Raw genomic sequence first — 17,350 nt, 5'->3', positions numbered from 1 at the left:
TACATCTCCCCTTTTTCGAATTTTTAATTTTTCACCGTCTCATTAGTAACAAACTCTATTGATTCGACCAATAATAGGATGGCTAAGGCTTGACCATAGGTCATCGGACTAATCGGGATGTTTTTATAAAATTCGTCATCTAGTCCAACCGGCGTCCCATATGATACTTTTTGAACCACACCATGTTCATCGATTACATCCATCACTGCTTCTAAAGCCTTTAACCCAATTGGTAAATACTCCTTATCAAGGTACCCTTTTCTAACACCTTTGATGATTCCATAACCAAAAGCAGCAGTAGCAGAGGTTTCTTCATAGGAACTTGGATCGTCTAAAACGGTATGCCATAAACCACTATCAGCTTGTAGTTTTGACAATGCCTTCACTTGACTGTGCCATGTAGCTAATAAATAATCTTTCATACTTTTTTCTAATTCAACTATTTCAAAAAACTCTAACAACCCGCATGTATACCAGCCATTTCCTCTTCCCCAGCGGACAGCACCGTAGTTGTGATTCTCATTAAAATCCCAACCGTGATAAAATAACCCTGTTTCTTTGTCATATAAATATTTAATATGAATGAGGAACTGGTTTTTCGCTTCCTCGATATATTCTGGCCGTTTAAAATAAGTACCAGCTTTAGCAAGGAATAACACGGTCATAAATAAGGTATCAATTAATATCTGACCATCATTCGGGTCACCTGTAATCATATGCTGCAAGGCTCCGTCACCGGTACGAATCATCTCTTCTATGATCCAAGTACTCCATTCATCACATACAGCAATATACTTGGAATCATTGGTTTCCTCTGCCAGATGGATGAGAGTAAGCAGCGGTGCCATCGTATTGACATTTTTTTCAGGGAGGCCTTCCGCAATTCTTTGATCAAACCAATCTAATAAAAACTGAAGGGTCTCTTGGTCATTGGTTAATTTATAGTATTTATACAGGCCATAAATCCCGACACCTTGCGGCCATTCCCACAGATTAATGTCTATCAAACCAATCGGAAATTCTTCGACAAACCCATCATCATTTTTCAATGATTTCAGTGCATTCTTTACAAGATGAACCTTTGATTCGATTAATTTTGAATGAACGACCATTTTTCTAAAACTCCTTCTGTTTGCTGATCTGAATTTAATTGAATAACACCATTCACTGTAAATGGCCCCTTCCAAGAGCTTTGAGCTTTACCGTGAATAGGATCATGAAAAATGAATTCTTCTCCAATGTGTTTCAGTTCTGCATTCTTAATACTAGTGATAAATTGGGAGAAGGAAGCAAACTGTTGAACATGGCTATTTCGTAAGATCCACTTATTTTCTCTACCAATCGATATCAGTTCCCGTTTTTTGTTCTGGCCCTCCGTCTGTAAGATCAATCCATTTTTTGCATAAAGCGCAATATAGGAATCTCTTATTTTTCCAAAGCACCAATTTCCGGTGATTTCCACTTGCTCGAAAGCGGTGAGTGGAAAATAGGCGTGAGTATAATCAATTTCACTTTCCGGATCAATCCTATAGTGGATAAAAGCGATATCATGATATTGATCGACCTTTGGCAATTGACCATTTCCAGCCCAAAAGCTTGGCCGGCCTGTCCCTAGTTCCGTCTCTTCTCCAGGATGATTTATCCATACAATCGCTTCTGGACTAAGCGTAGAATGGACGACGTGCTCCGAGTAACCGCTTCCACCAGGCCGGTACTCGACGGCACTTGATAGTAATCCGAACCTGTTTTTATAAGTATAAAGATCGACAAAGCCCTTTGTTCCCTGATGATGCTTAAACACAACATTCTCATCCGCGCTTAAACCAATTAAGGACCGATAATCAGGTGGTTCATATTCTGACATAGATAATGCTGCTGCGGCAAAGGTTGAATTATTTAAATTTCCTTTACCATAGGCGATCCAAAGTAAGGAAGTAGTCGCATTATTATAATTTCCCTTTAATTCTTTTTCGTAAATACGACCGTGTGAACAAGATAAATAGCCATTATGACAATTTAACGCCATTAAGCGAAAGGTTGTATCCAGTGCTTGCTCGGCTGCACTTTTCAATTCCAGGTCATTGACCAAATCATATACTTGCAAGAATCCCATCACGTTTATCGGAATATACGCACTTGAATTCCACTCTGCCAAGCCTTCATCATTAAATTTTTCAAACCATTTTTTCAGCCTGACTTTTGCCCGTTCAACATGGACAGAACCAAGGATGTTCGCGTTAGGGAATATTTCATCCGGAAATAATTGTCCTGCTAAATATTCACAAGTGTGGAATAGCAAGGCATGATTCTCGCTAAAGAACCACATGACATCATCCCCAGGTTCATCGAACCAATAGCGATAATTGAGAATCGTCTGCTTACATTCCTCCCATAAGCTCTCTTCAAATAATCCCGTATCATGAAAATCTGCCCAAAAACGGAACAGTTGGTTAAAATAAAAGTCACTGCAATCAAACCTGGCATTAATCACTTGCAGCGTATCCCTAACAATCAATTCAACTAACTCTAAATCATCGCCTGCTTTAGCTAATAAATAAGCTCGATGGATATCCTTTTTTCCATATTTGGCGATAAAGGACGAAGCCTGTTGCTTTCTTATATGAAGATAATCTGATACATCTTGTGGTACTAGGTTTTCCGGATATAGTTGAAGAAACATATTTTTTTGGAGCACAACGGTTTGGTATCGGATGTTGATGGATAATAGCACATTGCCCATTCCAAGTTCTTCAACTTCACCAAGTATTACTTTTTCGCAGTTTGGCTGAACAATCCTGTTCAGCTCTTTCTTTTCGCCCCACCACTCTGTTTTAAACTCACATTCCAATTGGACTTGCCCCGCTAGTGGGTTTTCAAAATAAAGGCTAACTTCACCAGACGTGAGGACATCGCTAGGAAAGTAGGCATTTTTTAATGCTTCTTCTAACAAATGAATGTCTTCGGAGGACGTATCACCAATTGGAAGCACCATTTCTAAATCTTCAGTCCCAAGGTAATCCACCCTAAAGTAAAACAGTGTATCCCGCTCTGCCAGATCCTCGGAAAGAACTAAAAATTCATTATCTCCTTCACGAAGCAAAACCTCAAATCCAATATTCTTTTCTTCATTTCTTGTATAAGGGGAAAATTGTAATACTTTTTCACCATTTACCCAAAGGTTCACACTTCCGCATGTAAAAAGTTTAAAAGTGGCTTTTTGGGCTTTATTTGAACGAATGTTGGTTATGGCCCATGATTGTAGATGGGTGGGTTGCTGCCAAAATCCTGACTGTTCAATTTTTTTGTTCTTCCATGGAAAATAGAGCTGCCATGTCTTTGTTGACGATTGGTAGGATAACGATCTTCCAGGGGAAACCTCTGATATGTCAATTCTTTGCTTTTCAACCTTCAATTCAGCTTCGATGAATTCTTTTCGATTAGGATTTTCAAATACAGCAAACCCCTCAGTAAGCCAGCGATTCAAATCCCCTGTAAAATCCATTGTGATCTTTTTAAAAGATTTTTCTTCTTCAAAAGTCCCTGCGACCAACCAATGATTAATAGGCTTATGTTGATTTAATGGATAGATTATCTGATTCATATATTCCCCTCCCCCTGTTTGATAACGTTTGCATTATTCTTAATTTTTATTTTATTAGATAACCAAAGGAGAGAATGGTTGAAATATTTGTATTAGTTGTTGAAAATTTTGATATTTACTTTTTCGACCGAAAAAAGAAAAACCCCGATGGAAATTCCATCATGGGTTTCTGTCATTGAATCATGGGAGTTTCTTATAGTCTGAGGGTGTGGTTCTCATAATTTTTTTAAAGACTTGACCAAAATATCTCGCATCTAAAAACCCTACTCTTTTTGCCACTTCGTTGGTCTTTAAATCCGTAGTCATTAATAGCTTTTGGGCAATCAGCATCCTTTTTTCTGTAATAAAATTACTTAGATTTTCACCTGTCTCCTTTTTAAAGGAGCGACTTAAATAGCTAACGCTTACATTAAGCTGGTCAGCAATAAACTGGGTGCTTAAATCTGGATTGGCATATTCCTTTTCAACCATTCTTTTTGCCAGCTCCACGACGCCTATATTATTTTGATTCATCATTTCATAAAGATGATTTTTTATCGATACACACGTTTGTTTCATGAAATCTTTGAGTTCATCAAAGGTTTGACATTGTTCAAGTTGCTCATAGCCAACAACCATTTTAAATGTCCGATCCCATTTTGCCACTACCAACCCAAGTTTGATTAATAACTCTAAACAATGGTTTAATACTAACCGCTTATCATACGTATACTTAATCTCCTTGAAGATGGTCTCTAATTCATGAAGAATTTCCTCCTGTGTCCATTCTTCAAACATTTCGATAAACCTAGCTGATTTTGTTGAGAAATCATAATTCGTCATTCCATCGTTGATCTCATCATAAAAATGTATTTTTCCACTACCGATAAAAAAGCTCTTCGTTAACGCCTTTAAAGATTGTAAATAAGAGGTATGGATGGAATGGATAGAAGTATAAACGCCGCCAATCCCGATCAGAGCTTTTATTCTATTACCCTCTATAGAATAGTTAAAAATACTATTAGACAAATCTTTTAAATGAGTTTTGATTTCTTTATTATTGTTGCGAAATGGAAAAGCAGGAAAGACAAGGAGCTGCTGATTATGATTCACAAACCGTACTGTAAGGTTTTTGCTTTTACATAATTCCTCAATAGAGGTTCGTAGAGCTTCAATAACTTGTTTACTCTGTAAATCACCATATACTTCGATGGTAATAACGGCCCCTTTGCCAAGCGTAATATTAAATTGATCAATTCGTTGGCTTACGTTTTGACTATTCACGATCCCTTTAACGGAGACATCATGTAATAATGATTGCTCGATGATGGGAATGCTCTCCTGTAAGGCAGACTCCAAATATTCATATTTTTTCTCTTGATTTCTTTTTTGTTCAAGAGCCTTTACAGCCTTTTTGATTACATTCATGACCTCGTCAATCACCGTTGGTTTAAGTAAATAATCAAATACACCATATTTTAGTGCCTCTTTGGCAAATGTAAATTCATCGTACCCTGATAAAAGTATGATAATCATATCTTTATAGTTTTGATGAACATAATCAGCCAATTCTAATCCAGTTTGACCAGGCATGACTATATCCGACACTACGATATCTGGTTTCAGCAAATCTATTTGTTCTTTTCCCTCGTATCCATTCGAAGCAATTCCACAAATCATGCAACCTAAACTAGCCCAATCGATTTTTTCAGATAACCCCTTACTGATAAATGGTTCATCGTCAATAATAAGCACTCTATACATTTCTGAATCCCTCCCTTTGAACAGGTAAAATCAGCTCAAATAAGGTTCCAACATTGATATTACTTTCAATCTTTAGCCCATTTTCTTCCCCAAACAATAACCTGATCCGGTTCTGAACATTTAAAACACCATTTCCAGTCCCTTGCTTTTCATCAAGTTGAACATAGCTTCCTTCGGAAAGGGCGTGGATGGTATGTTCATCCATACCTACTCCATTATCGATTACTTGTATGTGTAATTTGTTACCTTTTATATTTCCATTGATAAATAAATACCCGTGGTCTATCTTCTTTTCAAGACCATGAATCATAGCATTTTCAACGATTGGCTGCAAAATAAGCTTTGGCACCAAACAATCGTTAGCCTCTGGAGCTATATTGATCGAAAAATGAATTTTGTCTTGAAACCTAATTTTTTGAATCGTCATATAATCTTCAATATAATTCATTTCTTCTTCAAGCCGGATAAACTCTTGATTATTTTTAATACTCGTTTTTAGCAGCCTGCTTAAAGAAACCGTCATTTTACTGACTTCATCCGTTTTTCCAAACTGTGCCATCCAATTAATCGCATCCAATGTATTATAAAGAAAATGGGGATTAATCTGGGCTCGAAGCGCTCTCAGCTGAGCGTCCTTTTCATTTATATCCTTTTGGTAGATATCTGAAATTAAAGTGTTAATTTTATTCATCATTCGATTAAAGCTTTCTCCAACTCTACCAAGCTCATCGACACGGTCGATTTCTACCTGTGCATTGAAGTTATCTTTTTCAACTTCATCCATCACCAAACTTAATTTATTTAATGGTTTGACAAAATAATTTGTACTTATCCAAATAAAGATATTACCGATTATGATGGCCAGTATTCCAATTAAAAAGACAGACTTTCCAATAAGCGCAGGGCCTTCTGAAATCTCATCCAAGCTTACTAAAGAAATAATTTTCCACCCTGTTAAATTAGATTTGAACGTGCTCACAAGCATTTTCCCGTATTTCGGTATTTCAATAAATGAATCTTCATCAGTTGATATATTTTTTGAATTAGACAGCCACGATGTGACTCTTTTCAGTTCTTCATCATTCGAATTCGATAAAACCACATTATTTTGACGGTCTAGGATGATGAGATGCCTTTCTTCAGTTGGATCAAATTTCTGAATTCGTTCCTGCAAATAGGACTTATCCATCGACATGGTTAAATAGCCGATTTTTTTCATTTTATAAGAGTTGATATCATAGATCACCCGGTTAGCTGTAATAACAGACTGCTCTGAGCTCCAAGTAACTTTTCCACTATCATCATACAATTCTGGACGTAATGTTTTAAAAAACGGATAGTCATTGTTATTGACGCTTCTTCTCAAATTCACTCTTAGGCTTTCCATGTCATAAAGATAGATAAGGTCTACTTCATTGAACATCATTGTTTCATCCGTAACATTAGAAGATAAGTATCTATTTAAGAGATTCTTTTCTTTATCATTTTCATATTTGCTTTGTAAGAGACTCTGTACATCATTATTAAATGATACTCCATCCATAACACGATTAAAGGAATCCACCATATTATCGATACTTTTACTAATTTGTGTAACCATTATAGTATTATATCTGACTGCATCCTTAATCTGGATTTGGATGGCGATGGTATAAGTGACAATCGCTGTTAACCCGATAATGAAGGTAATTCCCAGAGCATGTTGGAACAACAATTGATTCTTCAAATGACGAAACTTGGGAAAACGTATAAATCTCATTTGCCCTACACCGTTTCTTCGGTTGAATATTTATTTTTTATTTTAAAAAACGTGCTTCTTGATACCCACATCATCATGATACTTGTCAGGCTGCCCCCAAAGAAGACGAGGACAGGCGTGAAAGTGGAAAATAGGAAATAAAGCAGGATGCTACCTAATAAAATTCCTATTGTACTAAGCGGTCGATATACTCCTAATAAGCAGGCAAATTTAATAGTTTGGAATAAATTAATTTCGTATGTTACAAAAACAGGGAATATATAAATTAATAGAACAAAATATATAATAGATACCAACATTACTAAGGCAGTTAGCACCTTAAACGCAAAACCTTCTAAGCTTGAAAAAAAGCTAAAATCAATATATAAAAAGATTCCTGTTATGGCGACAACAGTCCCCAGCAGATTTGCTTTGACAAAATACTTTTTATACGCAGCCCAGAAATACTTAAAAATTGGGATATCTGTCTCTCCTTTAAGCCACTTTCTTGTGATTTCGAACATAGCAGCTGTTGCTGGAAAAAAACCTAGTAAAATGGCTCCCATTAAAGAGAATACAACCCAAAGAATGTTTAAAATAGTTAGACGCATAACCCATTCACATAGTGTATACAAGCCTTGAAGTAAGCCTTTCATCCATTTGCCCCTTTCTAAAATATCGACTGTTGAATGTTCCATTTATATTAAATATAACAAAATATTAATAAAGCAACCTTAACTTTCTGAACATTAGCAAAAAGTAACATGATGGATTCTAACTGTTCCATAACGTTAAACATTTTCAGCCCCCATTTAGTAACAGTATTTTTCCATATGTATTTCTGTTCGATTGCGCCCCAGATTTATCAGATAACTATCTGATTCACATTTCCCGCTCACTGAAACCGCTTACTAAATAATCAAAACTAAATATTTCCTAAATTTCATGATATCAAATAGTAAAAGGTTGAATTAGTGGAAGATTTTGAATTACCTGTTGAAAATGTTGAACTATTTATTTTTCTAATATGCTGAGGGCGTTTTAATTTTAATTAATACGGCTTTTAATTTCAAAAGACCCAAAAAAAGAATGTCGAATTAATGCGATGCCTAGCCCTGTAAATGATGAACTATACGGTTTATGATTAGATTAATAAAGATAATTGGGGTGAAGTGTATGAAAATGATTGGTCTCATTGGCGGTATGAGCTGGGAATCCTCGGTTGAATATTATCGGATTATTAACGAGGAGGTGAAAAGCAGATTAGGCGGGCTTCATTCAGCAAAGTGTCTGATGTATAGCGTAGATTTTGCCAAAATTGAACGCTGTCAGTCTGAGGGTAACTGGCCAAGAGCGGGAGAAATATTAGCCTCAGCGGCCCTTTCTCTAGAAAAAGCGGGTGCTGACTTTATCGTGATTTGCACCAATACGATGCACAAAGTAGTCGATGCCATCCAAGAAAAGATCATGATCCCTATTCTACATATTGCAGACGCAACAGCCGCTCAAATTAAAAAGAGTGGCATCAGTACTGTGGGTCTGCTCGGAACAAAGTATACAATGGAACAAGATTTCTACAAATCACGTTTAGAAGCAAATGGGATAAATGTGATTGTCCCTAACGATCACGAACGGGAAATGGTAAATAACATTATCTATAATGAGTTATGTTTAGGGAAAGTTCTAGATTCATCCAGAACGGATTATAAAAAAGTAATCAACTCTTTAATGGAAAACGGCGCGGATGGAATGATCCTAGGTTGTACGGAAATTGGTTTATTGATAAAACAAGAGGATTCTAAGGTACCGTTATTTGATACAGCATCGATTCATGCGATTGCTGCGGTGAATAAAGCACTGAAACAATGAATTCCTCTATATAAAAAAGAATGTGCCTTATCAAGTGTCAAACACTTGATTAAGGCACATCCTTGCTGTTTATATATGAATCACAAAGTGTACAAACTGGGAGTTATTGAGAGCAAATCCGCAAGAACCGTCCCCCTGGTCTTGACCACAAAAAAAAGACAGTTCTCATTGTTCAAAAAGCCAAGAGAACCGTCCCCAATGTTACCATTCTGCGATGCTGCCATCTTTGTGACGCCAAACTGGGTTTCTCCAATTGTGGCCCACTTCTGCTTGTTTTCTTACAAATTCTTCATCAACCTCAATTCCTAATCCGGGACCTTGAGGAATCGATACATAACCGTCCTTATATTCAAAAACCGATTTATCCTTTATATAATCCAGCAGGTCACTGCCTTGATTATAATGAATCCCTAAACTTTGTTCTTGAATAAACGCATTATGTGAGGTCGCATCCACTTGAAGACAAGAAGCCAGCGCAATCGGTCCCAATGGACAATGCGGTGCAAGAGCTACATCATAAGCCTCCGCCATCGAGGCAATCTTTTTACATTCCGTAATTCCGCCTGCATGTGACACATCTGGCTGAATAATGTCTACATGCCCATCAGCTAAAACAGATTTGAAGTCCCAGCGGGAGAACATCCGCTCACCCGTCGCAATTGGAATCGAAGTATGCTGGGCAATTTCCTTTAAGGCTTCATTATTCTCGGCCAGCACAGGCTCTTCGATAAACATCGGCCGGAACTGCTCGAGTTCCTTTGCCAGAATCTTAGCCATTGGTTTGTGTACCCTTCCGTGAAAATCAATCCCGATTCCCACATACTGTCCTACGGATTCACGAACTGCGGCAATCCGTTCCAATACCTGATCAATTTTTTCATAAGAATCCACGTACTGAAGCTCTTCCGTTCCATTCATTTTTACAGCCGTAAAGCCAGCATCAACGACACTCTTTGCCGCTTTGCCCACATCGGATGGACGGTCGCCGCCAATCCAAGAATAGACCCTGATTGAATCACGGCACGCACCACCTAACAGCTGATAAACAGGAGCATTAAAATATTTTCCTTTAATGTCCCAAAGCGCTTGATCGATTCCCGAAATGGCACTCATCAGGATCGGACCGCCACGATAAAATCCGGAACGGTATAACATATTCCAATGGTCCTCAATTCGCAAAGGGTCCTTGCCAATTAAGTATTCCATTAATTCTTCCACACAAGCCTTCACCGTGGACGCTCGTCCCTCAATCACCGGTTCACCCCAGCCAACAATCCCTTCATCGGTTTCAATCTTTAAAAATAACCACCTTGGAGGAACTTGGAAAAGCTCATAACTCCGTATTTTCATCCGAAACACTCCCTTAAATTTTTCAGATTACATCTATCAATCAATTAAACTATTTAACTCGCTGCACCTTGATATAATCTCTTCAGCCCCCAAAACGACTGAGTATTCTACCTGTGAATCATCCGCCTCGAAGATTTCCCACTCCTTACTCACAAACCTTAACAAATGGGTGAACACTTTTCGAAGTGGATCCGATCCCCCAACGATGAACCATTTAATCTCATCGATCTCTTCTATGGATTGAAAAAGAGCCTGCAGGTCATTATAGATAACGGCACCAGCGAAATAGTTCGCCCGCTGGTTCGCATCCAGATTAGCAAATAAATGAAACAGGCGGATATGATAAAAAGTTCTTGTTAACCCATATTTCTTCGCCGCTTCAAACCCCAACTCAAGCATTTCCTTGTCGATGCTTTCCACCAGACTTTGTTCCAGTGAACTAGAAAGAATGGTTTCCTTCTGGAGCGCATGAAGGGTTTCCCCGCCTAATGTCGATAAACAATATTGCAAATCCTTCTGATCATCGACAGCAACAAACTTGGTATGAGAACCTGGCAGAACCATCATCCCTTTGCCCGTCACATTAAATTGCTTCATTAATCCAAAGGATTCCACTTCTTCACCGCGCATGACATCAAAATCATTAATACGGGCAAACACATCATTCGGACTAGCATGCTTGACCGAATTTTTCATCCCCGGTATAAAGATACACGGGATATCAAAAAATTCCTTAAGCTTGATAACTTTTGAATACTTCGCAATGTCCTTCATTCCTGCAGGACTAGGGACATGAGGGATTTCATAGATTCCTAGATTGGAGGTAATCATCCCTGATGCAGCCATATACCCAATATCAACGGGTGTTAAGTGATTTTTCGTTAGCAATCTAGCTATTCCCTCACTTAATTGGGCTTTCAGATGATGATTATTCCCTGAAATAGCTGTATCCCTTACGCCAACTTGAACCTTTTCAGAATCAAGAATTTGGCTGGTTTTTCGATCATATAGCCTTAGTCTAGAATTGGTCGTTCCAGAATCAATCAGGATTACCTTCAAATTCAACACCACTTTTCTATTGAATTTATTTTGGTAATTGAACATTTTGAGCAATCTCTACGAACCTGGCTGCCCGTCTTTCAATTTCCGAAAAATCGCCTTGCTTCACTAGCTTTTCATCCACGAGTGAACTGCCAATTCCTAACGCACTTGCTCCTGCCAGTAAATAGTCCGCTGCATTCTCTAACGAAATGCCTCCGACCGCCATTGTTTCTACAAAAGGTAACGGTCCTTTCAAGTCAGTCAAATATTTGGGCCCAAGATGACTGATGGGAAAAATTTTGACCATCTTAGCTCCATATTCATAGGCCGTTAACGCCTCTGTCGGGGTCAACACGCCTGGGATAACCGGTACATTATAGCGGTTGGCTGTTTCAATCGTTTCTTTTTTCAACGTTGGGGTGAGGAGGTAACCTGCACCAGAAAGAATCGCAAGTCTAGCAGACTCTGAATCTAACACGGTCCCTGCACCAATTAGCAATTCCGGATACCTCTCTTTCAGACGTTCAATCCCACTAAGAGCCCCAGGGGTATTCAACGTGATTTCAATTGCACGGATACCGCCCCGATAAAGACTTTTAACGGTATTTTCAAGTCCATCAAGAGATTGACTGCGGATGATTGCGACAATCTTTAATCTTCGTACTTCCTCTAATAGTGAGGCTGTCATTCTACTCATCTCCTAATAGGTTGTTACAGCAGGCAATCTTTTAAAAATCAATCAGTCTGCCATTACCCCTTCACACTTCCGCCTGTTAATCCCGCAATAATATAGCGCTGCGCAAACAAGGCCAATAGCAGTACTGGTGCTGTAATCGTAACGGAAGCTGCCATCAAGCCTCCCCAGTTAATATCCGAATACGAAATGAAATTAAATACCGCAATCGGCAATGTCTTGGTATTATCACCGGCAAGAATTAAAGAGAACATAAAGTTATTCCATGAAAAAATAAACGCTAAAATGGATGAAGTCACAATTCCCGGCCCAGAAATTGGAAGCATCACACGAACAAAGGCAGAAGGGATTGAACAGCCATCCACCCGTGCGGATTCCTCCAGTTCATGCGGAAGCCCTTCAAAAAATGGAATCATCACCCAGATGATAAACGGCATGGTTACAAGCATATGACTAAGAATTAAGGATGTATACGTGTCGATCAAATGTAATTTTGAGAAAATAATAAACCAAGGGATAAGAAAGGAAATACCTGGAACAATTCTCGCCACAAGAATTAACAGCCCTAAACCTTGCTGCTTGTATTTCGCAATGGCGTATGCTGCCGGCAAACCAAGAATCAGTCCAAAAATGGTTGCCCCAATCCCAACGACAAAGCTATTCCAAATAAATTGAAGAAAAGAGTATTCTTTAAAGATGCTGATATAATTATTGAAATTTGCAGTTATCTCAAAAATTTTAGATGTATTCAGGATTTGCACTTGTGTCTTAAACGACGCCAGAACCATCCATAGGAAAGGCAGCAAAAACAAAAACAGGGCAAAGTAGACACCAACATGAGTAAGGGCGGCGCTTAATTTTTTTGGTTTTTTTCCACTCATAGGTTAACCCCCGCTCTTTTGCGCAATAGTATCGTGAAAATGCTGATTGAAAGGACAATAACGAAAAATACCATAAGTAGTGCAGAAGCCTGACCAATTTTAAAATATTGAAAGCCTAAGACGTACCCGTAGATATTGATTGTCTGAGATGAAGTACCTGGTCCACCTTGTGTGGTCGCATAAATAATATCAAAGGTTTTTAACGCATCAATCATTCGAAGTAAAATTGCTGAGTAAAGCGTTGGCTTTAATAATGGAAGTGTAATTTTACTAAACGATTGCCAAGTGTTCGCTCCATCGATCATCGCCGCTTCATACGGATCCTTTGGAAGAGACACAAGTCCAGCCAGTACGATTAAAGCAATCATCGGCGTCCATTCCCAAACATCAATGAAGATTAACGAAGGCATAACGAGGTTCTGTGACGTTAACCATTCTTGGCCCGGCAGACCTAATTTTTGTAAAAAGACGTTCGCAATCCCGATGTTTGGCTCGTAAATAAGAACCCAAATTAAACCTACAGCGACCGGAGTCGCTACCATCGGCAATAGAAATAGTGTTTTTACTATCCCTTTACCAACGATATTTTGGTTCATTAGGATGGCAAGACCCACCCCCAACACCGTTTCAATGGCTACAGACGCAATCGTAAAGTAAAACATCAGTTTCAATGATTTTAGAAAAAGTTCATCATGAAAAAGTACCTTATAATTTTCAAATGCTACCCATAACGGGGGTGTTACGTTCGACATATTCCAATCATGAAAACTAAGCCAAAAGGTATATCCCACAGGCATGACCATCATGAGTGCTACAAAAATCACAGCTGGCATTGTAAAAACCCACTTGATGTTACGATCAATCCAGTTTGTCATTTCTTCTGCTCCTCCTTACCAGTTGATTATTGCTTGTAAAACAAACGGCCTTCGAGAGCCTCCGGTAAATCAAACCCAGATTGCTAACCGAAAGCCGTTAAGAATTAGGTTAAATCAATTTCTTATTTCTCGCTGTCAAGGATCTTCTGGAATTCTCCATCTGCTTTTTCAGCAGCTGCCTTGACGTCTTTTCCTTCAATAGCTGCAAGGATGACATCTCCGATGGTGTCGCGTGCATTTCCTACGTTGATTACAACTGGACGGTCATAAGGTGTACCTGACTTCCCGTTTTCAGCAATCGCTGCTGCTAAATCCTTAGGGAATTTTGCCGTTCCTTCTGGAGAGTTCCAAACAGAAATACGTGCACCAGGGTTTCCTTCAGCTTGAAGCTTCGCAACCATCTCTTTACTTTCTACCCATTTAATAAACTTCCAAGCGGCATCTTTCTTTTCAGAGTTTGCACCTATACCAAGTGCCCAAGAAGTAACAACGTAAGGCTTAGTTCCATTTGGACCAGCTGGGAATGGAGCAAATCCAACCTTGTCAGCTACAGTTGATTTAGAAGCATCTGTTGCATTCGTGAATAAAGAGGAAGCATCTGTGTAGAATGCTGCTTTACCTTGTGTGAATACAGCCATCGCTTCTGGCCAGCTCATATTTAATGTCCCTTTAGGACCGTATTTGTTTAATAGGTTTCCATAGTAGTTAAACGCTTCAATTGCTTCAGGTGCTGTAATAGCAGACTTTCCATCTTTCATGAAGTCTCCGCCAAAGCCATACAAGAAGCTGGAGAACTGAGTAACAGCTGCAGCGCGCTTTCCACGTGCTACAAATCCAGAAACTCCATGAGCCGGATCATTTAATTTCTTCGCCGCCGCTTCAAGCTCTTCAAGGGTTTTTGGAACCTCAATGCCGGCTTTTTCTAAAAGATCCTTACGGTAGTAGAGAACTTCTGTCTCGGTTACAAGTGGTAAACCAAATACCTTTTCTCCATCCTTAACACTTCCAAGGGAAGAAGGAATAAAATCATCTGTGTACCCCTTCTCTTTACCTACATAATCAGTCATATCAGCAAAGTAGCCGCTCTTATGGAACATCTTACCGTCTTGAAGTGGACGGAACATAACCACGTCAATGTTCTTTGAATTAGAGGCAAACTCTACTGCCGTTTTTTGTGTTAGCTGGTCTTCAAAGTAGCTATCAACTTTTACTTTAATACCAGTTTCTTTTTCAAACTCTGGCAATAATGCTTTAATAGATTCTGTCCACGGATGGTTCGCAGCAACTACGCGAATTTCCTCTACCTTTTTCTCCGTCTTGCCTGTTGAGCCAGATCCTGATGATGTATTGGTACCAGAACTACAGCCCACTAATGAAGAACTAATTCCAACCGCTAATGCAAGGTAACCAGCAGCTTTCTTAAAACCTACGAAACTCTTTTTCATAATCTTCCCCCTCTATTAATAGACTAAAAATTACAAAATTTGATAACGTTTTCATTATATGATAGAGATTTTCGAATTACAACAATTTTCAAAAAATTTTTTTCCATAATCAAATGTTTAGTAAACTTTTTTTCAAGTTGCTATAAGTCTAGGAATCTCCAAAACGTAACCGTTTTCATTTTTTACAAAAAATAAACTAAACCGATTTATTATTTCTTCAAAAAAATATCTAACAGTACATGATTTAAATAGGTCTGTATCCGATACTAGTTGATATTTTCCCAGCTGTATCAAGCAGCTTCTCAACGATACTTTCTTTTTGTTTCAACATTCTTTCTTTTGGCCCTGCTACACTGATAGCAGCTTGGATGGTATGGTCTACTCCATATACAGGTGCAGCAAGACAGTACAGTCCTTCTTCATTCTCTTCATCATCAATGGAATAACCTAGTGCAGCAAATACATCAAGCTGCTCCACAAGTGATTCTTTATTGGTGATTGTCTTTTGAGTAATTGGCTCAAGCTTTAACCCATTTAAGATTTCTTCTCTTCTTTCTTGAGGAAGAAAGGTTAAAAAGGCTTTTCCCAAACCAGTGCAGTACAAAGGCTTGCTTTTTCCAGGTTCGGCTGTTGTTCGAATGGACCGATTACTATTGATTTTCACCAGATACGCAAGTTCAGAATGGTGAAGCTCTGCCATAAATACGGTTTCCTGAACCTCTTCCATTAACTGTTTTAGATAAGGAGTACCTTGTGCAGAGATTTCTAAGGAATCCATGGCTACACTGCCAAGCTGGATGAGCTTGGGTCCAAGTTTGTATTTTCTAAATTCATCCGTTGTCAGGTAGCTGTTTTTAAACAATGTTTCGATCAAGCCAGAGGTGCTGCTTTGCGGAAAGGAAAGTGCTTCACTTATTTCCTTTATCGTTAATCCCCCTGGATACTGGGCGAGCAACTCAAAAACTCTCAACACACGTTCCGCTGACTTTACAGACATCCTTTCTCCTCCTTAAATCACATATGTGATGTTAAATCATATATATGATTTACATCTTTAATGTTACTATAGGTCTTTATTCCTTGCAACATCAATTTTTAAAAATTCAGATTAAACCTTTTAAAAGCGTACTATACCACGTGTGCCAGTAGCTATACAAAAAATGGATAGCCCATTTAAGGCTATCCATCACATTGCATCTATTAATCTTAAGAATCTTTTTTTATGCCTCAACCGATCTGTCTGTTGAGCAGAGCTTTATAAAAGAGAAGCAGACATTTGATATTCAAGGTCATTTAGACGCTACAAAAAATATGCCAAACACCCTCGAATAATTCTCTTCGAATTGTTTGGCTTTTATCACGTTCCTGGTTCTTAGCATAACACCGGGAATGGTCCAAAAATGGTGCTGGAATAAAAGGATATTTTTAAATAAATAATACATATTATGTGATTTGTAACTTATATTGAAAGAGTGAATTCTTTGACAGAAAACTATCCAAGTTACGAAAAAATACGAAATTCGATTATAAATTAGGGGAAATGAAGAAGGAATATTGGCTCCATCACGATTTGTTTTCTTTTCAATGGTGGCTGCTTTTACTAATTTTAATCATTCCATGGATTATATGGTGGAGATATGTAGAGAAAAAGAGATTAAAGGAAATTTTGCTTTTTGGCAGTTTATTAATGCTCTTGGTTGGACTATTGGATGATATGGGTGTAAATTCTCATCTTTGGTCATATCCGTATCAATTAACACAATTAATACCACGGTTAATAGCAGTAGATAGTGGGATACTAATTGTTGCTCATATGTTTCTTTTTCAGTACTTTAAGAAATGGAAATCTTTTTTAATCGCCAATGTGATAATGGCAGCCGTCTTTACTTTCTTATGTGAGCCAATCACAGTTTGGTTAGGTATTTATAAATTAGAGCATTGGGAGTATGTTTATTCTTTTCCACTCTATATCATGAAGGCTTGTTCTATAAAATGGCTTGTTGAAAGAATTATGTATATTCAAGGAAAATAACTTGGGATTTTTCGCTAATAAAAGAAGTGGTCTGGCCCTCTAGGGAGCAGACCAATTTATTTGGAAAGGCACAATTCCTCA

Annotated in this window: 14 protein-coding genes; 2 read left to right on the top strand and 12 right to left on the bottom strand. The window is 38.3% G+C overall.

Translation table 11 applies throughout. From position 1 onward, the window contains the following. Positions 1-23: 23 nt before the first annotated feature. The 5 genes from bglB to PH210_RS23255 all read right to left on the bottom strand — a co-directional run bounded on the left by bglB (position 24) and on the right by PH210_RS23255 (position 7,738). Positions 24-1,112 (bottom strand): beta-galactosidase BglB, encoded by a 1,089-nt coding sequence (gene bglB / locus PH210_RS23275; RefSeq protein ID WP_289988765.1) that lies wholly within the window; start codon positions 1,110-1,112, stop codon positions 24-26. Then, entirely contained in the window at positions 1,091-3,601 is a 2,511-nt protein-coding gene (locus PH210_RS23270) for a hypothetical protein (RefSeq protein WP_289988764.1), read from the bottom strand. Before PH210_RS23270 ends, bglB begins: the two co-directional genes overlap by 22 nt. Positions 3,602-3,781: 180 nt before the next feature. Beyond that, positions 3,782-5,344 (bottom strand): response regulator, encoded by a 1,563-nt coding sequence (locus PH210_RS23265; protein ID WP_289988763.1) that lies wholly within the window; start codon positions 5,342-5,344, stop codon positions 3,782-3,784. Next, complete coding sequence (locus PH210_RS23260) at positions 5,337-7,103, bottom strand: cache domain-containing sensor histidine kinase (protein WP_289988761.1); 1,767 nt, start codon at positions 7,101-7,103, stop codon at positions 5,337-5,339. Before PH210_RS23260 ends, PH210_RS23265 begins: the two co-directional genes overlap by 8 nt. Before the next feature lie 5 nt (positions 7,104-7,108). After that, complete coding sequence (locus tag PH210_RS23255; protein WP_289988760.1) at positions 7,109-7,738, bottom strand: YesL family protein; 630 nt, start codon at positions 7,736-7,738, stop codon at positions 7,109-7,111. Positions 7,739-8,258: 520 nt separating this feature from the next. On the opposite strand from PH210_RS23255, the gene PH210_RS23250 reads away from it, so the two are divergent. Further along, positions 8,259-8,951, top strand: coding sequence for an aspartate/glutamate racemase family protein (locus PH210_RS23250; RefSeq protein WP_289988759.1), 693 nt, complete (start codon positions 8,259-8,261; stop codon positions 8,949-8,951). A 201-nt stretch (positions 8,952-9,152) separates the two neighbouring features. Here PH210_RS23250 and dgoD read toward each other — a convergent pair whose 3' ends face one another. The 7 genes from dgoD to PH210_RS23215 form a co-directional block, all read right to left on the bottom strand. Further along, positions 9,153-10,301, bottom strand: a complete 1,149-nt coding sequence (gene dgoD / locus PH210_RS23245; protein ID WP_289988758.1) for a galactonate dehydratase — start codon at positions 10,299-10,301, stop codon at positions 9,153-9,155. Positions 10,302-10,337: 36 nt separating this feature from the next. Continuing rightward, complete coding sequence (locus PH210_RS23240; protein ID WP_289988756.1) at positions 10,338-11,360, bottom strand: 2-dehydro-3-deoxygalactonokinase; 1,023 nt, start codon at positions 11,358-11,360, stop codon at positions 10,338-10,340. Between the two features lie 25 nt (positions 11,361-11,385). After that, a complete protein-coding gene (locus tag PH210_RS23235; RefSeq protein ID WP_289988755.1) occupies positions 11,386-12,030 on the bottom strand; it encodes a bifunctional 4-hydroxy-2-oxoglutarate aldolase/2-dehydro-3-deoxy-phosphogluconate aldolase in 645 nt (214 codons plus the stop codon). A 62-nt stretch (positions 12,031-12,092) separates the two neighbouring features. After that, positions 12,093-12,917: a carbohydrate ABC transporter permease gene (locus PH210_RS23230; protein ID WP_289988754.1), complete on the bottom strand. Its 825-nt coding sequence runs from the start codon at positions 12,915-12,917 to the stop codon at positions 12,093-12,095. Beyond that, the gene (locus PH210_RS23225) at positions 12,914-13,792 is read right to left on the bottom strand and encodes a carbohydrate ABC transporter permease (protein ID WP_289988753.1); all 879 of its coding nucleotides are present in this window, start codon (positions 13,790-13,792) and stop codon (positions 12,914-12,916) included. Before PH210_RS23225 ends, PH210_RS23230 begins: the two co-directional genes overlap by 4 nt. A gap of 122 nt (positions 13,793-13,914) precedes the next feature. Beyond that, positions 13,915-15,237, bottom strand: a complete 1,323-nt coding sequence (locus PH210_RS23220) for an ABC transporter substrate-binding protein (protein WP_289988752.1) — start codon at positions 15,235-15,237, stop codon at positions 13,915-13,917. A gap of 244 nt (positions 15,238-15,481) precedes the next feature. Beyond that, on the bottom strand, positions 15,482-16,234 hold the full coding sequence (locus tag PH210_RS23215) for an IclR family transcriptional regulator (protein ID WP_289988751.1): 753 nt from the start codon (positions 16,232-16,234) through the stop codon (positions 15,482-15,484). A gap of 543 nt (positions 16,235-16,777) precedes the next feature. Between PH210_RS23215 and PH210_RS23210 the strand changes: the two genes are divergently transcribed. Continuing rightward, the gene (locus tag PH210_RS23210) at positions 16,778-17,269 is read left to right on the top strand and encodes a CBO0543 family protein (protein ID WP_289988749.1); all 492 of its coding nucleotides are present in this window, start codon (positions 16,778-16,780) and stop codon (positions 17,267-17,269) included. Positions 17,270-17,350 lie beyond the last annotated feature (81 nt).

The sequence above is a fragment of the Paenibacillus sp. BSR1-1 genome (assembly GCF_030403775.1).
GTDB lineage: Bacteria > Bacillota > Bacilli > Bacillales > Cytobacillaceae > Neobacillus.
The sequence above is the reverse complement of the archived record's forward strand: the minus strand, read 5'-3'. Positions and strand labels throughout refer to the sequence as shown.